This is a genomic window from Ideonella sp. WA131b (assembly GCA_023657425.1).
GTDB lineage: Bacteria > Pseudomonadota > Gammaproteobacteria > Burkholderiales > Burkholderiaceae_C > Rubrivivax.
The window spans coordinates 576,625-596,540 of sequence record JAGTJW010000001.1 but is presented as its reverse complement, the minus strand read 5'-3'; the positions used below and the strand labels follow the sequence as shown (position 1 = coordinate 596,540).

Here is a 19,916-nt window from a genome sequence, read left to right as displayed (position 1 = left end):
CGCGCGCCGTGACCTCACGAGGCCCCCACGCTCACTGCGGGGCCGGACTCCCCGGCCAGGAAGCGGTCCAGTGCCGCCGCAAAGGCCGGGCGGTGCTCGAAGTAGGGCAGGGCGCCGCCCTCGTACACCGTCCACTGCCAGTTGGCGCGTTGCTGCAGGTGCACGCGGCCGCGGTAGTCGGTGAAGTCGCCGCGCGTGCCGTGGCTGGCCCACACCGGCATCGACAGCGCCTCGTACAAGGCCAACACGTCGGCGCTGAACAGGCCCGCCGAGAGAAAGTGCAGGGGCGCGTGGTGCGCGCCCGGTGCCTGCGCGGCGGCCACGGCTTCGGCCCACATCGTCTCGTCGATGGCGTCGGAGCCCCAGGTGCGGCGCAGGAAGTAGCGCACAACGGCGGGCCGCGTGAGCTGGCGGAACAGCCGCTCGCCCCACCAGGGCGCCGCCACCAGCGCATGCAGCCCGGGCACGGCGCGCGTGCCCCCAGGCGGGCCGCGGCGGGCCTTGGTGCCCATCAGCCCGGTGGGGCTGACGAGCGCCAGGCGCGAGAAGGCCGCGGGCCGCTCGGCCGCCGCGCGCGCCAGGAACTCGCAGCCCAGCGACAGGGCCACCGCGGGCAGCGCCGCCGGGCCGTGGCGCGCCTGGATAGCCTGCACCACGCCGTGCAGCGCGTCGGTGTACAGGCGCGGCGTGTAAGCCACGTCGGCCCGTTCGCTGGCGCCGAAGCCCGGCAAGTCGGGCGTGTAGACCGTGTGGGTGGTGCGCAGGTGCTCCACCAGCGGCCGCATCTCGTGGGCCCCCGCGGCGGCGTTGATGCTGTGCACCAGCAGCACGGGCGGGCCGTCGCCGGCCGTGTGGACATGCAAGCCGTCCGGGCGGAGGTCTTGGGGGCTCATGGCCGGGTGCCGCGCAGGACTTTCGGCACGGCGTTGGGCCGCAGCCGGAAGGCATCCGGCATGCCCGACCCGAGCAACGGCCGCAGGTACATCCGGAAGGCGTCCGTCACGTCGGTGCCGCTGTCGGCGATGAAGGCGTCGTCCATCGTGCGCGTCTTGCCGGCCACGGCTTGCAGCGGCAGCAGCGTGTAGTCGGCGCTGTAGAAGCCGGTGCGCTGGATGGCCACCGAGCCATCGCGCATCTGGCCCTGAAAGCCCCACATCGCGTATTGCACGGCCTTCTCGCCGACCTCGCGCGCCTCGCGTGCGTCGACATCGGAGACGCAGCCGACAAAGCTTCGCTGCAGGTAGCCGAAGGTGTCGCCGCGGATGCGCTTGATCTTGAGCTTGCTGCGGATCTCCTCGCACAGCAGGTCGGCCAGCGCGCCGCTGCCCGAGAGCTGCACGTTGCCGTGGGCGTCGCGCTCCAGGTCCTTGGCCAGCCGAGCCAGGATCGGCGTGCCCGCGGCGTCGTGGATGCCCTCGCTCACCGCCACCACGCAGCGGCCGTGGCGCTCGTAGGTCGCCTTCACGTCGGCCAGGAAGCGGTCGATCTCGAACACGCGCTCGGGCAGGTAGATCAGGTGCGGGCCGTCGTCGGCGAACTTTTTGCCCAGGGCGCTGGCCGCCGTCAGGAAGCCGGCGTGGCGGCCCATCACGACGCCGACGTACACGCCCGGCAGTGCCGCGTTGTCCAGGTTGGCGCCGGCAAAGGCCTGGGCCACGAAGCGCGCCGCGCTCGGAAAGCCCGGCGTGTGGTCGTTGAGCACGAGGTCGTTGTCGATCGTCTTGGGAATGTGGATGCAGCGCAGCGGGTAGCCGGCGGCACGGGCCTCCTCGGCGACGATGCGCACGGTGTCGGAGCTGTCGTTGCCGCCGATGTTGAAGAAGTTCTCGATGCGGTGCGCCTGCAGCACCTTGAACATCTCGCGGCAGTAGGCCAGGTCAGGCTTGTCGCGTGTGCTGCCCAGGGCCGCTGCGGGCGTGGCGGCCACCAGCTCGAGGTTGTGGCTGGTCTCCTGGGTGAGATCGACGAAGTCCTCGTCGACGATGCCGCGCACACCATGGCGCGCGCCATACACGCGCGTGATGCCGGCGTGGCGGCGGGCCTCGAGCACCACGCCCACGAGACTCTGGTTGATGACGGCGGTGGGGCCGCCGCCCTGGGCGACGAGGATCTTGCCGGAGTGCATGGCGGTCCTTCGGGGGGTGGGGGTCAGAAATCGATCAACTGCAAGGCGTGCCCGCGGGCCCGCAGCGCGGCCTGCGCGCGCTCGGCATCGGCGCGCGCCGGGTAGGGCCAGGCGACGACGCGGAAGTCGTCACCGAGGCGCAGCACCTCGACCTTCTGCACCGGGCTTCCGGGCACGACCAGCAAGGCGCTCAGCGCGCGCGCGATCTGCTCGCTCTCGGTGCGCGTGCGCAGCACCCGCGTGGCCAGGGCGTAGGCCGGAGCCCTCGTGGCCGGGGTTGCAGCGGCCAGCGGGACGGCCGCCGACGCGTCGGGGGTTGACGCCGCCGCGGAGGCCGCCTGTTCGGCCGCCTGCCGGCGGCGGGCATCGACGATGCTGCCGATGGGCGGCAGTTCGATGCGGCCGAGCCGCGGCTCGACGTCGAGCGGGCGCGCAGCGGCTGCGCTGGCGGCCGCTTCGGCCGCCGGGGTGATCGTGGCCGTGCCGGCCCCGGCGTCGGCCGAGGCGGGGGGCGGCGCGGCCGTTGCCGTGCCGGCGACTGTGCCGGAGCCAGGCGTGGCGGCCGGCAGGGTGCCCCCCGCGACGGCCGCCTCGCCAGGCCCGCTGCCGCGGAGCCCGCCTGCCGCCAGCGCGCCCGCCAGCACCGCCCCGCCCAGCGCCGCCAGGGCCCCGATGCGCGGCAGGCTCCAGAGCCGCCGCCCCAGCAGCGGCCCGTCTGGGGCCGGGCCCAGCAGTACACGGGTGTGCCAGCGGCCGCTGCGCAACTCGGCCGTCCACAGCCAGCGCCAGACCAGGCCCTGCTGCGCCGGCTGCGGCAGGGCGCGGCGCACCGGCGCGTCCCGGGGCTCGCTGCCGCGCTCGACACCATGGCCCGCGGCGAAGGTGGCCACCTCGTCGGGGGTCCAGGGCGGGATGAAGTCCTCTCGGAAGGCGCTCTGCAGCGGCCCGCCGGCACCGCCCGTTGCGGCGGCACCCGGGCCTGCGCGCGCCCGGGCTGCCGCCCGTTCGCGCAAAGAGCCCGTGGCCTCTTCGGGGGACTCCACCGGTGCCGCGGCAGGGTTGCTGAATGGCAGCGCCACGTGACCGATCGAGTGCACGTCGGCCACCCGCAACCGCCGCGCCAGCGGGTGCCGGTTGTGCCAGGCCACCACGCGGGCGGCAACGTCAGCAGGGCCAAGCTCAGTCATGTTCGACCCGGATTGTCGACGTGCAGCAGCAAAAGGGTCCGCAGGTCCAGCAATCCGGGGCCACTCCAGCCCTGGCGCGTGCTTGGGCCGGCCGGCCCAAGCCGTGGCGCTGACAATGGTGCATGCCCGTCGCCACCCCCGGACTGCGCGTGCTGGCCGTCATCCCGCCGATGACGCAGCTGAACACGCCCTACCCGTCCACCGCCTACCTCACCGGCTTCCTGCGCGGGCGGGGGGTGGACGCGCGGCAGTGCGATCTGGCGCTGGCCCTGGTGCTCAAGCTGCTGTCGCGGCCGGGTCTGCAGGCGCTGGCCGAGGCCTTGCGGGGCCTGCCCGAGGCTCGCCGGACACCGCGCGTCGCCGCCTTCCTGCAGCAGGCCGAGGCCTACGCCGCCAGCGTCGAACGCGTGGTCGCCTTCCTGCAGGGGCGCGATCCGACGCTGGCGCACCGCATCGCCATGGGCGGCTTCCTGCCCGAGGGCGAGCGCTTTCGCGCGCTCGACGCCTACGCGGCCGGCGTCGGCGCAGGCGACGCCGATCCGCTGGCCTGGGCCTTCGGCAGCTTGGGCACCACGGACCGCGCACGCCACCTCGCCACGCTCTATCTGAACGACATCGCCGACGTCGTCAAGGACGGCGTCGACCCGCGCTTCGAGTTCGTGCGTTACGGCGAGAAGCTGGCCGCCAGCCAGGCCAGCTTCGAGCCGCTGGCCCAGGCCCTGGCCGCGCCGCCCACCTTGCTGGATGCGTGGCTGGAGGCGCTCACCCACGAGGCGCTGGCCGAGCACGCGCCCGACGTGCTGCTGCTGAGCGTGCCTTTCCCCGGCGCGGTGTATGGCGCGCTGCGCATCGCGCAGGCGGCCCGGGCGGCCCGGCCGGGTCTGCCGAACCTGCGGATTGCGCTGGGTGGCGGCTACGTCAACACCGAACTGCGCGAGCTGGCCGAGCCGCGGCTGTTCGACTTTGTCGACGCCGTCACGCTCGATGCCGGCGAGCGGCCCGTGCTGGCGCTGCTGGAGCACTGGGCCGGCCGCCGTGGCGCCGCGCGGCTGGTGCGCACGTTCACCCGCGTGGACGGGGCCGTGCGCTACCAGGCCGGCTTCGAGCCCGACCTGCCCTTCGAGGAGGTCGGCACGCCCACCTGGGACGGCCTGCCGCTGGACCGCTACCTCTCGCTGCTGGACCTGCTCAACCCCATGCACCGGCTGTGGAGCGATGGCCGTTGGAACAAGCTTACCGTGGCCCACGGCTGCTACTGGAAAAAGTGCAGCTTCTGCGACGTGGGCCTGGATTACATCGGCCGTTACGAGACGGCGAGTGCGGAGGTGCTGGCCGACCGCGTCGACGCGATCGTGGCCGAGACGGGGCAGACCGGCTTCCACTTCGTCGACGAGGCCGCGCCGCCCAAGGCACTCAAGGCCCTGGCCGACGAACTGTTGCGGCGCGGCACGCGCATCAGCTGGTGGGGCAACGTGCGCTTCGAGAAGACCTTCACCCCCGCGCTGGCCGAGCGGCTGGCCGAGAGCGGCTGCATCGCCATCACGGGCGGCCTGGAGGTGGCGTCCGACCGGCTGCTGGCGCTGATGCACAAGGGTGTGACGGTGGACCAGGTGGCCCGCGTGACCAAGGCCTTCGCCGACCAGGGCGTGCTGGTGCACGCCTACCTGATGCACGGCTTTCCGACGCAGACGGTGCAGGATACGGTCGATGCGCTGGAGCTGGTGCGCCAACTGTTCGCCCAGGGCTGCATCCACAGTGGCTTCTGGCACCGCTTCGTGTGCACCGTGCACTCGCCTGTGGGCAAGAACCCGCAGGACTACGGCATTGCCTTGCACCCCTTGCCATCGGGCCCGGGTCCGACCTTCGCCAGGAACGACGTCGGATTCACCGACCCCACGGGCACCGACCACGATGCGCTGGGCGCCGGCCTCAAGAAGGCCCTCTACAACTACATGCACGGCCTCGGCCTCGAGGAGGACGTGCGCCGGTGGTGGGACTTCCCCGTGCCCAAGGCGCGCGTGGCCCGCCGCCGCATCGAACGGGCGCTGCAGGCCGGCGCGGAGACCGCATGACCCCAAGCCCCCGCCTGCCCGTGGCCGCACACGCCGCGCGCCGGCCCGCCGAGATCGACCTCACGCAGCTTCAGCGCCTGCGCGACAACGCGTGGGCGCTGCCCCAGGTGCTGGCGCCGGCTGACTGGAGCGATGCCAGCACCGCCGAGGCCGAGCGCGCGCTCGACGAGGCGGGCTTTGTGCTGCTGCAGAAGGCCCAGGGCTCGCGCCCCAGCCGCTGGCTCCCGCCGCCGCTCATGGCCGAGGCGCTGCAGCACCTCGACACGCTGGGCGCCGGCCCGGCAGCGCGCACGCTCATGCTGCAGCGCCGGCAGACCTTGGAGGGCCTGGGCCTCGTGCGCCGCCACGGCTCGTGGCAGCGCCAGGGGCTGGACACCCTCGTGCTGGGGCCGGGGGCGCGCGTGCCGGTGGCCTTCCGCCACGCCGTCGACGAGGCCGCCGTCTGGCGTTTCTTTCGCGATGGCGAACGGGATGCGCTGCAGGCCGCGCTTGGGCCCGTGCCCCCGCACCCGCAGCGCGAGGCGTTGCGTGCCCACCTGCTGCGCCTGGCCGAGCGCAGCGAGTCGCTGTCGTCGGCGCAGCTGGGCTCCTTGTGGCCGCGGCTGGTGGCGGCCTGCGCCACGCCGCTGCCGCTGCCCGAGTTGCTGGCCGCCTGCAACCGCGCCCAGGACCGCTGGGAACACGCTGTCGCCGAGCAGCAGACCATGGCCGGGCTGCACCGCGACCTCGCCTTCCAGGGCTACCCCGACAGCTTTGCCGCCGCACGGCGCCTCAACCGTCGCGTGCACCTGTACGTCGGCCCGCCCAACAGCGGCAAGACCCACGCCGCCTTCGAACGCCTGGCGCAGGCGCTGGACGGCGCCTACCTCGCGCCGCTGCGGCTGCTGGCGCTGGAGGGGCGCGACCGGCTCGTGGCCCGCGGCGTGCCGTGCTCGCTGCTCACCGGCGAAGAGAACGTGCCGGCCGACGGCGCGCGCGTCGTCAGCAGCACCATCGAAATGGTCGACACCCGGGGCGAGCTCGATGTGGCCGTGGTCGATGAGGCGCAGATGCTGTTCGACCCCAGCCGCGGCTGGGCCTGGACGCAGGCCATCGTGGGCGTGGCCGCGCGCGAGCTGATCATCATCTGCAGCGCCTTCGCGGTGCCGGCTATCCAGCAGCTGCTGGCGCTGTGCGGCGAGACGCCTGAAATCCGCCGCTTCGAGCGCAAGCAGCACGTGCAGGTGCTGGCGCGCCCGGTGCCGCTGTGGAGCCTGGAGCGCGGCGACGCGGTGGTGGCCTTCAGCCGACGCGAGGTGCTGCGCCTGCGCGACGCCATGGCCGAGCAGGAGCATGGGGTCTGCGTCATCTACGGCGCGCTGCCGCCCGAGGTGCGCCGCCGCGAGGCCGAGCGCTTTGCCGGCGGTGCCGCCGACGTGCTGGTGGCCACCGACGCCATCGGCATGGGCCTGAACCTGCCGATCCGTCGCGTGCTCTTCAGCACCATGGAGAAGTTCGACGGCGTCGGCGACCGGCCGCTCGATGTGTCGGAGGTGCACCAGATCGCCGGCCGTGCCGGGCGCTTCGGGATGCACGAAGAGGGCTTTGTCGGCGTGCTGAAGGACGCCGAGCCCGGCGCGGCGGCGCTGCTCAAGGAGCGCCTGGCCGCCGAGCCGCGCGCGCCGCGCGACTTCAAGGCGCCGGTGGCGCCGAACGCGCGCCACGTCGAGACCATCGCCGCACGGCTTGGCCAGCGGCGGCTGCACACCGTGCTGCAGGTGTTCATGCAGCAGCTCCGGCTGGACGACGCGCACTTCGCGGTCGCTGAGCTGGAAGGCATGCTGCAGCTGGCCGAGGAGCTGGATCGGGCGGCAGGCTCGCTGACGCTGATGCAGCGCTTCATCTACGCGCAGGCGCCGGTGGACCTGCGCACCGAGCAGCTGGTGCAGGCCTTCCTCGACTGGGCGCACCAGCACGCGCGCCACGGCCAGGTCGGCCGGCCCGCTTTCCTCGACGAGGTCGATGGCGCGAGCCGGCTCGACCGCATGGAGCAAGGCCTGCGCGGCTGCACGCTGTGGCTGTGGCTGGACCTGCGCTTCCCGGGCGTCTACGGCCTGCTCGAGGAAGTGCTGCACCTGCGCGGCGCGCTCAACGACGGCATCGAGCGGCAGCTCAAGAGCAAGCGACCGCTGGCCATGCGGCCACTGCGCGGTCGGCGGTAGCGGAGCCGTCGCGGATCCGGCTTGGCCGGTCCGCGACACGGCCCCCTTGGGGGGCGGCGAGCGCAGCGAGCCTGGGGGCCCGGTCGAAGCGGATCCGGCTTGGCCGGTCCGCGACACGGCCCCCTTGGGGGGCGGCGAGCGCAGCGAGCCTGGGGGCCCGGTCGAAGCGGATCCGGCTTGGCCGGTCCGCGACACGGCCCCCTTGGGGGGCGGCGAGCGCAGCGAGCCTGGGGGCCCGCTTCATCCCCCGGTTCGCTTGGCGGCGTGGCCGTCCTTCAGCAGCAGGGCCAGCACACGCTCGATGTGGTCGCCCTGGATCTCGATGACGCCGTCCTTGGCCGTGCCGCCGGTGCCGCAGGCGCTGCGCAGCCGTTTGCCGAGCTCGGCGATCTGCGCGTCGGCGAGCGCCAGGCCTCGCACCACCGTCACCGTCTTGCCGCCGCGGCCGGCGCTCTCGCGGCCCACGCGCACGCGGCCGTCGCCGCGCAGTTGCTGCGCCTGTGCGGCGGTGCAGCCGCAGGCCGCCAGGGGCTGGCGGCACTGCGGGCAGGTGCGGCCGCCATCGGTGGAGTAGACGAGGCGCGTAGCGCCGGGCGGTGGGCTCATGTCCCTCATGCTGCCATGCCCCGCCGCGCGCGCCAGCGCAGCGCGGTGCGCTTGAGGCGGTAGTCCAGGTTGGCAGCGCCGCTCTCGGCCAGTGCGCCGAGGTGGCTGCGCAGGCTGTCGTCAGGCAGTGTCAGGTGGGCGACGGCGTCGTTGACTTCGTAGCGCACCGCCGCGCCCGAGCGCCGCACGATGGCCAGCATCGGCGCGTTGTCGCGCGCCAGGTGGATCACCAACGTGTGCGCGCCGCGGTTGCGGGCGTGCAGCACCGACAGCTCGAACAGCCGGCGGCCGAGCCTGCCCCCGCGGCCGCGCGGCAGCACCGAGACGCCGAACTCGGCCGAGGCCGCGTCGCGTGCGCCATCGGCCGAGTACGCGAGATGCGCCATGGCCACCAGCCGCAGCCGCGCGTCGAACACGCCGAACAGCTCGTCGCGGGCGAAGTCGATGCGGTCGACATAGCCACGGATCTGCTCGTCGGTGGCCACCTGGCCGAAGCGGCGGTGGCGGTCGAGCTCGTCCAGCGCCAACAGGTGGGTGAGCACCCGCTCGCGGTGGCGCTCGCTCAGCGTGCGCACCGGCAGCCAGCCCGGCAGCAGCCAGCGGGGGGCCGGCACGTCCGGGAGGGTGGTGTGCAGCAGGTCGTCGCGGGGAGTCATGGTCACATGCTAGCCCATCAATCTAGGGTTTACCCTCAAACAGCGCGTCAACCTTCGCAGCGGGCGCTTTCAGGGCCTGCGCCAGGATTGCCCCGGTTGCGGCTATACTGGCGGGCTTTCCCGGATTCGGCCGGGCAAGAACCGCCCGTCATCCCGAGAGGCCGTCCGCCCGAGACGGCACCGGAGGCCCTGCTGGCGGCCCCATCCTCCGAAGCATCGAAAGACCCTCATGAAGACCTTCAGCGCCAAGCCGGCCGAGGTGAAGCACGAGTGGTTTGTGATTGACGCCACCGACAAGGTGCTCGGTCGTGTTGCCAGCGAAGCAGCACGCCGTTTGCGCGGCAAGCACAAGGCCATCTACACGCCTCACGTCGACACCGGTGATTTCATCATCGTCGTCAACGCCGACAAGATCCGCGTCACCGGGGCCAAGGCCACGGACAAGATTTACTACCGCCACTCGGGCTACCCGGGCGGCATCTATGCCACGCCGTTCAAGGACATGCAGGCCAAGCACCCCGGCCGCGCCCTTGAGAAGGCCGTGAAGGGCATGCTGCCCAAGGGCCCGCTGGGCTACGCGATGGTCAAGAAGCTGAAGGTGTATGCCGGTGCCGAGCACCCCCATGCCGCTCAGCAACCCAAGGCGCTGGAGATCTGACGCGATGATCGGAACCTGGAACTACGGCACCGGCCGCCGCAAGTCGAGCGTGGCACGAGTCTTCATGAAGAAGGGCTCGGGCCAGATCGTCATCAACGGCAAGCCCATCGACGCCTACTTTGGCCGTCAGACCTCGATCATGATCGTCCGCCAGCCGCTGCTGCTGACGGGCAACAACGAGGGCTTCGACATCAAGATCAACGTGCACGGCGGCGGTGAATCCGGTCAGGCCGGCGCGGTGCGCCACGGCATCACCCGTGCGCTGATCGACTACGACGCGGCGCTCAAGAGCGAACTCAGCCGCGCCGGCTTCGTCACGCGCGATGCGCGCGAGGTGGAGCGCAAGAAGGTCGGCCTGCACGGCGCGCGGCGCCGCAAGCAGTTCAGCAAGCGCTGATTGGTTCCCTCCCTACGCGCTTCGCGCGCCCCCTCGAGGGGGCACCGCTGGCGGATGCTGACCCGGATCCGCGGCGGTCGCTTGGCCAGACCGAGGCTCTGACGGGCGATGCGCTGGAAGTTGCTGCGTCGCCGGCTGTCGGTGAGTGCGCCGCGCATGATCGTGCGCAGCCACCTGCCCTGGCCGCTGCGCTGGGCGGCGCTGGCCGTGGTGCTGGGTTTCTCGGCCGCCATCGCCCTGTGGGCCTTCGAATTCGGCAAAGAGATTGCCGGCCTGGACCGCGGCGCCAAGGAAGAGCTGACCGCACTGAGTGGCGAGTTGGCGATGTTGAAGGAGCGCCACGGTCAGGCGCAGCAGATCGCGAACGCCGCCGACAGCCTGTTGACGGCCGAGCGCGCCGCGCAGGAGCGGCTCGTGCAGCAGGTGCGGCAGCTGGAGCTGGACAAACAGGCCCTGCAGGACGAGCTGGGGTTCTTCCAGCGTCTGATTCCGGCTACCGGCGAGGGCTTGCAGGTGCGTGGGCTGTCGGCCGAGCCACAGGCGCCGGGGCAGCTTCGCTACCAGCTGCTGCTGGTGCACCAGGCCAAGGGCGAGGCGGAGTTCCGCGGCCGTTATGAGGTGCTGCTCACCGGTCAGCTGGAGGGCAAGGCCTGGCAGCAGCGTTTGCCCGGCGGCCCCAGGCCGCTGAAGTTGCGCCGTGTCACGCGCGTCTCAGGCCTTGTCGATCACCCGCCCGGCGCCGTGATAAAAAGCCTGGAGGTGCGGGTCTTGGACGATCAGGGCGCGACCCGCGCCACCCAGGCGGTGCGGCTGTAGCCGCTGCCCCCGAACACAGGAGTACCCTTCATGAGCTGGCTCGGCAAGAAGCGCCCACCCCCCATCCGCAGCCTCATCGGTGACGGCATGGTGTTTCAGGGCTCCGTCCGCTTCCGCGAGGGGCTGCGCATCGACGGCCAGGTGAACGGCGACGTGATCGCCGACGGCGATGGCCGCAGCATCCTGGTGATCGGCGACAATGCCCGGGTGCACGGGAGGGTGGCGGCCAGCCATGTGATCATCAGCGGTGAAGTGTGTGGTCCCGTGCACAGCACCGAGATGCTCGAGTTGCAGCCCAAGGCTCGCGTCACCGGGGACATTCGCTACGAGTTGCTGGAAGTGCATCCCGGGGCGCTGGTCGACGGCGAGCTCAAGCCGCTGAAGAGCGCCGAGAAGCCCGCACTCAAGCTTGCTGCGTCCAACGAAGCCTGAAGGAGAAGTGGATGAACGCCATCGCCGAAGCCCTGCCCACCGCCACCGACGAGATGCCGGTGCCGCTGATCTTCACCGACAGCGCCGCGGCCAAAGTGGCCGATCTGGTGGCCGAGGAAGGCAACCCCGAACTCAAGCTGCGCGTTTTCGTGCAGGGCGGCGGCTGCTCGGGTTTTCAGTACGGGTTCACTTTCGACGAGCTTGTCAACGAAGACGACACGCAGATGTCCAAGAACGGTGTCACGCTGCTGATCGATGCCATGAGCCTGCAGTACCTGATGGGCGCCGAGATCGACTACAAGGAAGACCTCCAGGGTGCGCAGTTCGTGATCAAGAACCCGAACGCCTCGACGACCTGCGGCTGCGGGTCGTCGTTCTCAGTCTAGGAGCGTGGGCGGCAGAAATCCAGCCCCGCGTTGGGCCGACTTCGGGGCCCAGGCCAGGCGCCGCGCGCAGCCCGGGCTGTGCGCCCGGGCCAGCGTGGCAACGCCGCATGGGCCCCGAAATCGGCCCAACCCGAGGGGCCGGGGCTGGATTTCTGCCGCCCACGCTCCTAGCCCGCTTGGTAAAGAGCTCCCAGCACCCGCGGCCCGGCCGCGCCCGTGACGGCGGGCACATTGCCAGGCTCGCGCCGCACGCAGGCTCGGGCTAACCATGCGAAGGCCATGGCCTCCACCTGTTCGGGCGGCACACCCTCGGCGGCGCTCGACACCACCGGCAGGCCAGACAGTGCCGTCAGGCGCCGCATCACGTGGGCATTCCAGGCGCCGCCCCCGCAGACCACCAGCCTCGTCGTGCCTCGCTGCTGCGTCCGCAGGGCCTGCACGGCGGCGGTGGCCGTGAACTCCGCCAGCGTGGCCATCACGTCAGCGGGATCGGCCGCGGTGGCACCGGCCGCGTCGAGCCGCGGGGTCAGCCAGTCGGGCGTGAACAGATCCCGCCCCGTGCTCTTGGGCGGCGCCTTCGACAGGTAAGGCTCGTCCAGGCAGCACGCCAGCAATGCCGGCAGCGGTCGGCCACGGGCGGCCCAGGCGCCATCGTCGTCGAAAGCCTCGCCGCGGTGGCGCTGGATCCACGCATCCATCAACACGTTGCCCGGCCCGCAGTCGAAGCCGCGCACGCCGCCGTCGGCATCGAGCAGGCTGAGATTGGCGATGCCGCCGATGTTGAGCACCGCCAGCGACTCGCCCGCGCGGCCGAAGCGCGCGGCGTGGAAGGCCGGGACCAGCGGTGCGCCCTGGCCGCCGGCCGCGACGTCGCGGCTGCGAAAGTCGCAGACCACATCGATGCCGGCCCGCTCGGACAGCAGTGCGCCGTTGACGAGCTGCAGCGTGTAGCCACTGCCGTCGAACTCGCCAGGCCGGTGGCGTACCGTCTGGCCATGGGCGCCGATGGCCCGAACGGACGCGCGCGCTAGGCTGGTGCGACTCAGCAGTGTCGCCACCGCCTCGGCGTACACCTGCATCAGCGCGTTCGTGGCGAGAGCCGCACGGTGCAGCTCGTTGTTGCCGGGGCTGTTCAGCGCCAGCAGCTCGGCGCGCAATTCGAGCGCAAAGTCCAGGTGCACGTGGGCACAGCCGCGCAGCACGCCGCGGTTCTCTTCGAGCGCCAGCACGCCGTCGACGCCGTCGAGCGAAGAGCCCGACATCAGGCCGATCCAGGCTGTCATCGTCGCGACATCGCCGCGTTGGCGGCCCGCCGTCAACGGGAGGCGACGACCGGGGCGGTCAGCGACTCGGCCAGCTCAAGCTTGTTGCGCACTTGCAGCACCATCTGGTCGAAGCGCGGGCGCGACGCGCCGTCCAGCACCCCGGCTTCAGAGGCCTTGGCGATGCGCAGCGGATCCTGATGTGTGCCGTTGACGCGGAACTCGAAGTGCAGGTGCGGCCCGGTGGTCCAGCCGGTCATGCCCACGGCACCGATGCGCTGTCCCTGCTGCACGCGCTGGCCGCGCTTGACGTCATGGCGACTGAGGTGGGCGTAGAGCGTCGTCCTGCCGTTGCCGTGGTCGATCTCGATCGTCCTGCCGTAGCCGTTCTGCCAGCCCGAGAAGCTCACGACGCCATCGGCCACCGTCCGCACCGGCGTGCCCACCGGGGCCGCGTAGTCCACGCCGAGGTGTTGGCGCCAGCGCTGCAGCAGCGGATGGAAGCGCATCGCGAAGCCCGAGGTGACCCGTGAAAACTCCATCGGGCTGGCCAGGAAACTGCGGCGCAGGCTGCGGCCGTCGGCGCCGTAGTAGCCGCCGCGGCCGTCTTCGCGCGTGAACCACACGGCATGGTGCGCGCGACCGCCGTTGACGAACTCCGCCGCCAGCACGCGGCCGGCACCCTCGTTCCAGGGCACGGGCTGGCCGTCGGCGGTCAGGGACTCGTAGACGACGCTGAAGCTGTCGCCGCGGCGCAGCTCGCGGTGGAAATCGATTTGGGTGGAGAAGATGTCGGCGATCTGCGCCGCCACGGTGTCTGGGAGCCCGGCGTCGTCGGTGGCGGCAAACAGGGTGGAGGCGATGGTGCCGCTGGCCAGGCGCTGCTCGGTGCCATAAGCGGCGGTGGCGGTCTCGGCGGTCCAGCGGCCATCCGGGCCGCGACGCATGGTCAGCCGCGTGAAGTGCGTGCGGCCGGCGTCTGCAGCGGCGCTCGGCCAGCGCGCGACGAGTTCTTCGAGGAAACCTTCGGCCGTGGTCTGCACCTGCACCAGCCGGCCGCCGCGGCCGCTGAGCAACTGCCGCGCCGTGGCGTCGCTGCGCAGGAAGTCGGCCGCCAGGACATCGCGCACACCAAGCCGCGAGAGCAGCGCCTCGGCGGTGTCGGTGCTACGGGTGACGTCGCTGCGTGTCAAGGTGAGGGTGTGTGCCGCCAGGGCCTCAAGCTGGGCCGACAAGTCCGGCGGCGTCACGGTCTCGGTGATGCTGCGGCGCGGCAGGTCGGCCGCATCCGGCGCCAGCGGGGCCACGGCGATGGCCGTGATGCCAAAACCGGCCAGCAGCGCCACGCCGGCCGCCACCAGCGTGCCGCGATGGCGGCGCGCCAGGGACTCGAGGTGTTCGCGGAAAGTGCGGGGCGGCATCGCGGGCGGCTACGGCAGCGTGTGGCGGGCGTTGTCGGGCACGGTCGCCCGCGAGCGGGCCGGGGACGGGTTCGAGGGCGCCAGCCACGGCCACGAGGGCAGCGCCGGCGGGGCCCGTCCACTAGAATGTGCGGGTGCGCCGGGAAGCGCTCTGCGCTGACTGCACCCCTCACGTGATCCGGGGCGTCGAGTATAGCGGCGGGCACCCTCGCTCCCCTTCACGAAATCCCCCTTCGAAATCCCATGTCACAGCCCCAGGCCACCGCGCGTGTGCCGGCCAGCGGCCCGGACTTCCCGGTCACCGACCGCACGCGCGAAGCCCTGGCCGTGTCGCGTCGCGGCTGCGAAGAACTGCTCCCCGAGGCCGACTGGCTGAAAAAACTGGCCCGCAGCGAGGCCACCGGCCAGCCGCTGCGCATCAAGCTCGGCCTGGATCCGACCGCCCCCGACATCCATATCGGCCACACGGTGGTCCTGAACAAGATGCGCCAGCTGCAGGACCTGGGGCATACGGTGATCTTTCTCATCGGCGACTTCACGTCGATGATCGGCGACCCTTCGGGCCGCAACACCACACGCCCGCCGCTCACGAGGGAACAGATCGAGGCCAACGCCAGCACCTACTATCAGCAGGCGAGCCTGGTGCTCGACCCGGCCAAGACCGAGATCCGCTACAACAGCGAGTGGTCCGACGCGCTCGGCACACGCGGACTCATCCAACTCTCGGCCCGGTACACCCTGGCGCGGCTCCTGGAGCGTGACGACTTCACCAGGCGCCACAGGGCTGGCACGCCGATCAGCATTCACGAGTTGCTGTACCCGCTGATGCAGGGCTACGACTCGGTGGCCTTGAAGAGCGATCTCGAGCTCGGCGGCACCGACCAAAAGTTCAACCTGCTCGTGGGCCGCGCGCTGCAGCAGGAGTACGGCCAGGAGCCTCAGTGCATCCTGACGATGCCGCTGCTCGAGGGCCTCGACGGCGTCGAGAAGATGTCGAAGAGCAAGAACAACTACATCGGCATCACCGAAGACGCCAACACCATGTTCGCCAAGGTGCTGAGCATCGCCGACGCGCCGATGTGGCGCTGGTTCACGCTGCTGAGCTTCCGCCCCGAGGCCGAGATCGCGGCGCTCCGGCGCGAGGTCGAGGCCGGCCGCAACCCGAAGGACGCCAAGGTGATGCTCGCCAAGGAGATCACCGCACGCTTCCACTCGGCGAAGGCGGCCGACGACGCCGAGGCGGATTTCCAGCGCCGCGCCGCGGGCGGCATCCCTGACGAGGTGCCCGAGGTGGCGCTGTCCGGCGCCCCCATGCCCATCGGCACGCTGCTCAAGGCGGCCGGGCTGGTGCCCAGCACCAACGAGGGCCTGCGGATGGTCGAGCAGGGCGGCGTGCGCATCGACGGCGGCGCGGTCTCCGACAAGGGCCTGAAGGTCGGCGCCGGCACGGTGGTGGTGCAGGTGGGCAAGCGCAAGTTCGCGCGCGTCACGCTGACCGCCTGAGGGGCGGACCGCGTCGGCCGATCCGAGGCAGGCCGCATGATCGCCCTCGTGCAGCGCGTCCGCGAGGCGCGCGTGGAGATGGCCGGCCGCGTCACCGGCGCCATCGGCCCGGGCTTGCTGGTGCTGGTGTGCGCTGAGCCTGCGGACACCGGGGCCACGGCCGCGAGGCTCGTGGACAAGATCGCGAAGCTGCGCATCTTTGCCGACGAGGCCGGCAAGATGAACCACAGCGTGCAGGACGTCGGCGGCGCGCTGCTCGTGGTGAGCCAGTTCACGCTGGCTGCCGACCTCAGCGGCGGCAACCGGCCCAGCTTCACCGGTGCCGCGCCGCCGGCCCTGGGCCGCGTGCTCTATGAGGCGGTGCTGGCCCAGGCCCGTCTGCGCCTGGGCCGGGTCGAGGCAGGCGAGTTCGGTGCCGACATGCAGGTCCACCTGGTGAACGACGGGCCGGTGACGATCCCGATCACGCTGCGCTGACACCGGTGCCCTGGACGCCAGGAAGACCGCCGACAAAAAAGCCGCCCGGTCGGGCGGCCTCTTCTTGTGGCACAGCGGCCTTCAGTCCGCGTATTCCCCAGCCGCGCGGATCACCGGGCCCCACTTGGCGATCTCGGTCTCGACGAAGCGCTTGTGCTCGGCGGGGTTGATGCGAGCGTCGTTGACGATCACCGCGCCCAGCGACTCCATGCTCGACACGAAAGCCGTGTCCTTGATCGCGGCCTTCAGCGCCGTGTTCACACGCGTCAGCACGGCGGCCGGCGTGCCCTTGGGCGCGTAAAGGCCGTGCCAGACGCTGACGTTGAAGCCCTTCAGGCCGGCTTCGTCCAGGGTGGGCAGGCTGGCCAGGGCCGGGGTGCTCAGGCGCCGGCTGGTCGTCACCGCGAAGGCCTTGACCTTGCCGCCCGCGATCTGCTGCGTGGTGTTGGTGGTCTGGTCGCACATCAGGTCGACCTGGCCGCCGAGCAGGTCGGTCATGGCCGGACCCGTGCCCTTGTAGGGGATCGTCGTCATGTCGATCTTGACGGCCTGCTGGAACAGCAGCCCGCACAGGTGCGAGGCAGCGCCCAGGCCGGCGTTGGCCAGGTTGATCTTGCCGCGGTTGGCCTCGAGCCAGCGCACGAGCTCGGCGTAGTTGTTCGCCGGCAATGTGCTGCGGCCGACCAGCGTCATCGGCACTTCGTTGATCATGCCCACGTACTCGAAGTCGTCGAGCGTCTTGTAGGGCAGGTTGCGGTACAGGGCCGGGCTGGTGGCCATGCCGATGTGGTGCAGCAGGAAGGTGTGGCCGTCCGGCGCGGCCTTGGCCACGCGCGCAGCGCCCAGCGTGCCGCCGGCACCACCGACGTTCTCGATGATGACGGTCGAGTTCGGGATCTGCTTCTGCACCGCCACGCCGAAGTCGCGCGCCACCTTGTCGGTGGGGCCTCCGGCGGCGAAGGGCACGACGATGGTGATGGGCTTTTCGGGCCAGGCCATCGCGGCACCGCTGATGACGACGGTGGCCAGGGCAACGAGGCTCTTCTTCATGCGTTGGTCTCCACAGGTGACGGAATGCTGGGCGCAGATGGTAGGCAAGCCGCCCACCGGTGCCGCGTGGAAACTACCTATCTCCCGGATCGTCTCGGGGTGAAGCAGCGCCTGCCGGCCGGCCGCTGCGCAGGCGTGATGCCAGCCCGGTCTTCAGCGGTAGCTGCGGGCGTCTTCGATGACCTTGCCGTCGTTGGGCAGGCTGCCCGGCTCCACCAGCTCGATCTCGGCCCGCAGTTTGGTCACCTCGCGCACGCTCGTGGCCACGGCCTCGGCCAGTCCGGTGGGGCGCGAGCCCGCCTCCACGCGCAGCGTCATCGTGTCGGCGGCCATCTCGCCGGCTACCACCAGACGGGCGCGACCGAGCTCGGGGTGTCGCTTGAGCACCTCGGCCACCTGGCTGGGGTGCACGAACATCCCGCGCACCTTGGCGGTCTGGTCGGCGCGGCCCAGCCAACCCTTGATGCGGGTGTTGGTGCGCCCTGTGGGGCAGCGGCCGGGCAGCACGGCCGACAGGTCGCCGGTGCCAAAGCGCAGCAGCGGGTAGTCGGGCGTGAGCGCGGTGACGACGACCTCGCCCACCTCGCCGTCGGACACAGGGTCGTCGGTGCCGGGGCGGACGATCTCCACCAGCACGGCCTCGTCGACCACCAGCCCCTCGCGTGCCGCCGTCTCGTAGGCGATGACGCCGAACTCGGCCGTGGCGTAGGCCTGGTAGCCGGCCACGCCGCGTTCGGCCAGCCAGTCGCGCAGGCTGGGCGGGAAGGCCTCGCCGCTGAGCATCGCCTTCCTCAGCCGCGGCAGCGCCACGCCCAGCTCGGCCGCCTTCTCCAGCAGGATGCGCAGGAAGCTGGGCGTGCCGGCGTAGGCGTCGGGCTCGAGGTGCTGCATGGCCTGCAGCTGCAGCTCGGTGTGGCCGGTGCCACCGGGGAACACGGTGCAGCCCAGGGCGAGCGCGCCACTTTCCATGATCCAGGCGCCGGGCGTCAGGTGGTAGCTGAAGCTGTTGTGCACGAGATCGCCGGCCACGAAGCCGGCGGCCTGCATGGCGCGCGCGCAGTGCCAATGGTCGGGGGCCTCGCCCTCAGGTTCATAGATGGGGCCCGGCGACTGGAACACGCGCCGCGCACGGCGCGTGGCGCCGGTGGCCCGCCAGCCGATGGCGCTGAAGCCGCCGAAGGGGTCGTGCACGCGGCCGGGAGTGGCCTCGCGCGCCGCCTGCTGGCGCTCGAGCAGCGTGTGCTTGCGCGTGACCGGCACGCGCGCCAGCGCGGCGCGGCTGGTGAGTGTGTCGGCGTCGATGCCGGCGAGCAGCCCGGCCATCGCCGGCAGGGCCTGGGCAGCGCGCAACTGCGCCGGCAGCGCGGCCATCAACGAGGCCTCGCGCTCGGCGGGGTCTCGCAGGGCCAGGGGGTCGATGGCGGAGGGGGCTGTGTTCACGTCAATCTCTTGGCCTCACGGGCTCAGTCGTCGCCGGATTCCCAGCGGGCCAGGCGTTTCTTCAGGTCGTCGAGCCACTGGCGTTGCTCGTTGGCGTTCTTGAGCACGCGGCGGTCCCATTCCGGTGTCATCGCCAGTCGGCGGGCCAGCCTGGCCTCGATGCCGTCGTCGACCACCGCGAGCTCGGCCACCCGTCGGCCGCGCAGCTCGAAGCCGGGCCCGCGTTCGGCCAGCTTCGCGTCGCGCAGCGCGCGCTTCATCTGCGCCAGCGTGTGCTCGGCGTTGAAGGGTGGCGGCGCGAAGCCGAAGTCGTCGTCGGCGCTCACGACAGCCAGCGCTTGCGCCGCTTGTAGCTCTTCACCTCGCGGAAGCTCTTGCGGTCACCGCCGCCCATGCCCAGGTAGAACTCCTTGACGTCCTCGTTCTCGCGCAGCGACTTGGCCTCGCCGTCCATCACGATGCGGCCGTTTTCGAGGATGTAGCCGTAGTCGGCGTAGCGCAGCGCCATATTGGTGTTCTGCTCGGCCAGCAGGAAGGTGGTTCTTTCCTTGGTGTTGAGGTCCTTCACGATCTCGAACACCTCTTCCACGATCTGCGGCGCCAGGCCCATGCTGGGCTCGTCGAGCAGCACCATCTTCGGGTTGGCCATCAGTGCGCGGCCGATGGCGCACATCTGCTGCTCGCCACCCGAGGTGTAGGCGGCCTGGCTGGTGCGCCGCGTCTTCAGGCGCGGAAAGTAGTCGTAGACCTTCTCCAAGGTGGCGCTGACGGCGCCCTTGCCGTCCTTGCGGGTGTAGGCGCCGGTCATCAGGTTCTCTTCGATCGTGAGGTGCGCGAAGCAATGCCGCCCCTCCATGACCTGCACCACGCCGCGCTGCACCATGTCGGCGGTGCTGAGCTTCTCGATGCGCTCGCCGCGCAGCTCGATCGAGCCCTTGGTGACCTCGCCCCGCTCGCCGGCGAGCAGGTTGCTCACCGCGCGCAGCGTGGTCGTCTTGCCGGCGCCGTTGCCACCCAGCAGCGCGACCACCCCGCCCTCGGGCACCCGCAGCGAAACGCCCTTGAGCACGAGGATCACGTGGTTGTAGATGACCTCGATGCCGTTAACGTTTAGAAGAATGTGGGCACTCATGGCGGGCTGACCGAACGAAGTGAAGGTCTGACATCAAGCGGCCGCCGCGGAACCGGCTTCGCCGGGCCGCTGGCGGCGCCCCCCTTGAGGGGGGA

General features: G+C 71.4%; 20 protein-coding genes. 9 read left to right on the top strand and 11 right to left on the bottom strand.

Annotation, left to right across the window (positions count from 1 at the left end; all coding sequences use genetic code 11):
* Positions 1-14: 14 nt before the first annotated feature.
* The 3 genes from KA711_02850 to KA711_02840 are packed head-to-tail and all read right to left on the bottom strand — an operon-like array spanning position 15 to position 3,312.
* Positions 15-893 (bottom strand): alpha/beta fold hydrolase, encoded by an 879-nt coding sequence (locus KA711_02850; protein MCM0607923.1) that lies wholly within the window; start codon positions 891-893, stop codon positions 15-17.
* On the bottom strand, positions 890-2,125 hold the full coding sequence (locus KA711_02845; GenBank protein MCM0607922.1) for a 6-phosphofructokinase: 1,236 nt from the start codon (positions 2,123-2,125) through the stop codon (positions 890-892). Before KA711_02845 ends, KA711_02850 begins: the two co-directional genes overlap by 4 nt.
* Before the next feature lie 23 nt (positions 2,126-2,148).
* Entirely contained in the window at positions 2,149-3,312 is a 1,164-nt protein-coding gene (locus KA711_02840) for a hypothetical protein (GenBank protein ID MCM0607921.1), read from the bottom strand.
* 122 nt (positions 3,313-3,434) lie between these two features.
* Between KA711_02840 and KA711_02835 the strand changes: the two genes are divergently transcribed.
* On the top strand, positions 3,435-5,384 hold the full coding sequence (locus KA711_02835) for a radical SAM protein (GenBank protein ID MCM0607920.1): 1,950 nt from the start codon (positions 3,435-3,437) through the stop codon (positions 5,382-5,384).
* On the top strand, positions 5,381-7,585 hold the full coding sequence (locus KA711_02830) for a helicase (protein MCM0607919.1): 2,205 nt from the start codon (positions 5,381-5,383) through the stop codon (positions 7,583-7,585). Before KA711_02835 ends, KA711_02830 begins: the two co-directional genes overlap by 4 nt.
* Before the next feature lie 240 nt (positions 7,586-7,825).
* Here KA711_02830 and KA711_02825 read toward each other — a convergent pair whose 3' ends face one another.
* Positions 7,826-8,200, bottom strand: a complete 375-nt coding sequence (locus KA711_02825) for a translation initiation factor Sui1 (GenBank protein ID MCM0607918.1) — start codon at positions 8,198-8,200, stop codon at positions 7,826-7,828.
* Positions 8,197-8,847, bottom strand: a complete 651-nt coding sequence (locus KA711_02820) for a GNAT family N-acetyltransferase (protein ID MCM0607917.1) — start codon at positions 8,845-8,847, stop codon at positions 8,197-8,199. The genes KA711_02825 and KA711_02820 overlap by 4 nt, the downstream gene beginning before the upstream one ends.
* 229 nt (positions 8,848-9,076) lie before the next feature.
* Between KA711_02820 and rplM the strand changes: the two genes are divergently transcribed.
* From rplM to erpA, 5 genes are all read left to right on the top strand, one after another.
* Positions 9,077-9,505 (top strand): 50S ribosomal protein L13, encoded by a 429-nt coding sequence (rplM, locus tag KA711_02815; protein MCM0607916.1) that lies wholly within the window; start codon positions 9,077-9,079, stop codon positions 9,503-9,505.
* A gap of 4 nt (positions 9,506-9,509) precedes the next feature.
* The gene (rpsI, locus tag KA711_02810; protein MCM0607915.1) at positions 9,510-9,902 is read left to right on the top strand and encodes a 30S ribosomal protein S9; all 393 of its coding nucleotides are present in this window, start codon (positions 9,510-9,512) and stop codon (positions 9,900-9,902) included.
* A gap of 108 nt (positions 9,903-10,010) precedes the next feature.
* Complete coding sequence (locus KA711_02805) at positions 10,011-10,718, top strand: hypothetical protein (protein ID MCM0607914.1); 708 nt, start codon at positions 10,011-10,013, stop codon at positions 10,716-10,718.
* Positions 10,719-10,748: 30 nt separating this feature from the next.
* Positions 10,749-11,150, top strand: coding sequence for a polymer-forming cytoskeletal protein (locus tag KA711_02800; GenBank protein MCM0607913.1), 402 nt, complete (start codon positions 10,749-10,751; stop codon positions 11,148-11,150).
* Between the two features lie 11 nt (positions 11,151-11,161).
* On the top strand, positions 11,162-11,536 hold the full coding sequence (erpA, locus tag KA711_02795; protein MCM0607912.1) for an iron-sulfur cluster insertion protein ErpA: 375 nt from the start codon (positions 11,162-11,164) through the stop codon (positions 11,534-11,536).
* Between the two features lie 167 nt (positions 11,537-11,703).
* Here erpA and KA711_02790 read toward each other — a convergent pair whose 3' ends face one another.
* The gene (locus KA711_02790) at positions 11,704-12,819 is read right to left on the bottom strand and encodes an anhydro-N-acetylmuramic acid kinase (protein MCM0607911.1); all 1,116 of its coding nucleotides are present in this window, start codon (positions 12,817-12,819) and stop codon (positions 11,704-11,706) included.
* A gap of 32 nt (positions 12,820-12,851) precedes the next feature.
* Positions 12,852-14,219 (bottom strand): M23 family metallopeptidase, encoded by a 1,368-nt coding sequence (locus KA711_02785; GenBank protein MCM0607910.1) that lies wholly within the window; start codon positions 14,217-14,219, stop codon positions 12,852-12,854.
* 243 nt (positions 14,220-14,462) lie between these two features.
* On the opposite strand from KA711_02785, the gene KA711_02780 reads away from it, so the two are divergent.
* On the top strand, positions 14,463-15,722 hold the full coding sequence (locus KA711_02780) for a tyrosine--tRNA ligase (protein ID MCM0607909.1): 1,260 nt from the start codon (positions 14,463-14,465) through the stop codon (positions 15,720-15,722).
* Positions 15,723-15,758: 36 nt separating this feature from the next.
* Positions 15,759-16,199, top strand: coding sequence for a D-tyrosyl-tRNA(Tyr) deacylase (dtd, locus tag KA711_02775; protein ID MCM0607908.1), 441 nt, complete (start codon positions 15,759-15,761; stop codon positions 16,197-16,199).
* A gap of 81 nt (positions 16,200-16,280) precedes the next feature.
* Here dtd and KA711_02770 read toward each other — a convergent pair whose 3' ends face one another.
* The 4 genes from KA711_02770 to KA711_02755 all read right to left on the bottom strand — a co-directional run bounded on the left by KA711_02770 (position 16,281) and on the right by KA711_02755 (position 19,821).
* Positions 16,281-17,249, bottom strand: coding sequence for a tripartite tricarboxylate transporter substrate binding protein BugD (locus tag KA711_02770; GenBank protein MCM0607907.1), 969 nt, complete (start codon positions 17,247-17,249; stop codon positions 16,281-16,283).
* 153 nt (positions 17,250-17,402) lie between these two features.
* Positions 17,403-18,620 (bottom strand): AMP-binding protein, encoded by a 1,218-nt coding sequence (locus KA711_02765; GenBank protein MCM0607906.1) that lies wholly within the window; start codon positions 18,618-18,620, stop codon positions 17,403-17,405.
* 92 nt (positions 18,621-18,712) lie between these two features.
* Entirely contained in the window at positions 18,713-19,015 is a 303-nt protein-coding gene (locus tag KA711_02760) for a hypothetical protein (GenBank protein ID MCM0607905.1), read from the bottom strand.
* Positions 19,012-19,821 carry an ABC transporter ATP-binding protein gene (locus tag KA711_02755; protein ID MCM0607904.1) on the bottom strand — a complete coding sequence of 270 codons (810 nt, stop codon included), beginning with the start codon at positions 19,819-19,821 and terminating at the stop codon, positions 19,012-19,014. The genes KA711_02760 and KA711_02755 overlap by 4 nt, the downstream gene beginning before the upstream one ends.
* Positions 19,822-19,916: the final 95 nt, after the last annotated feature.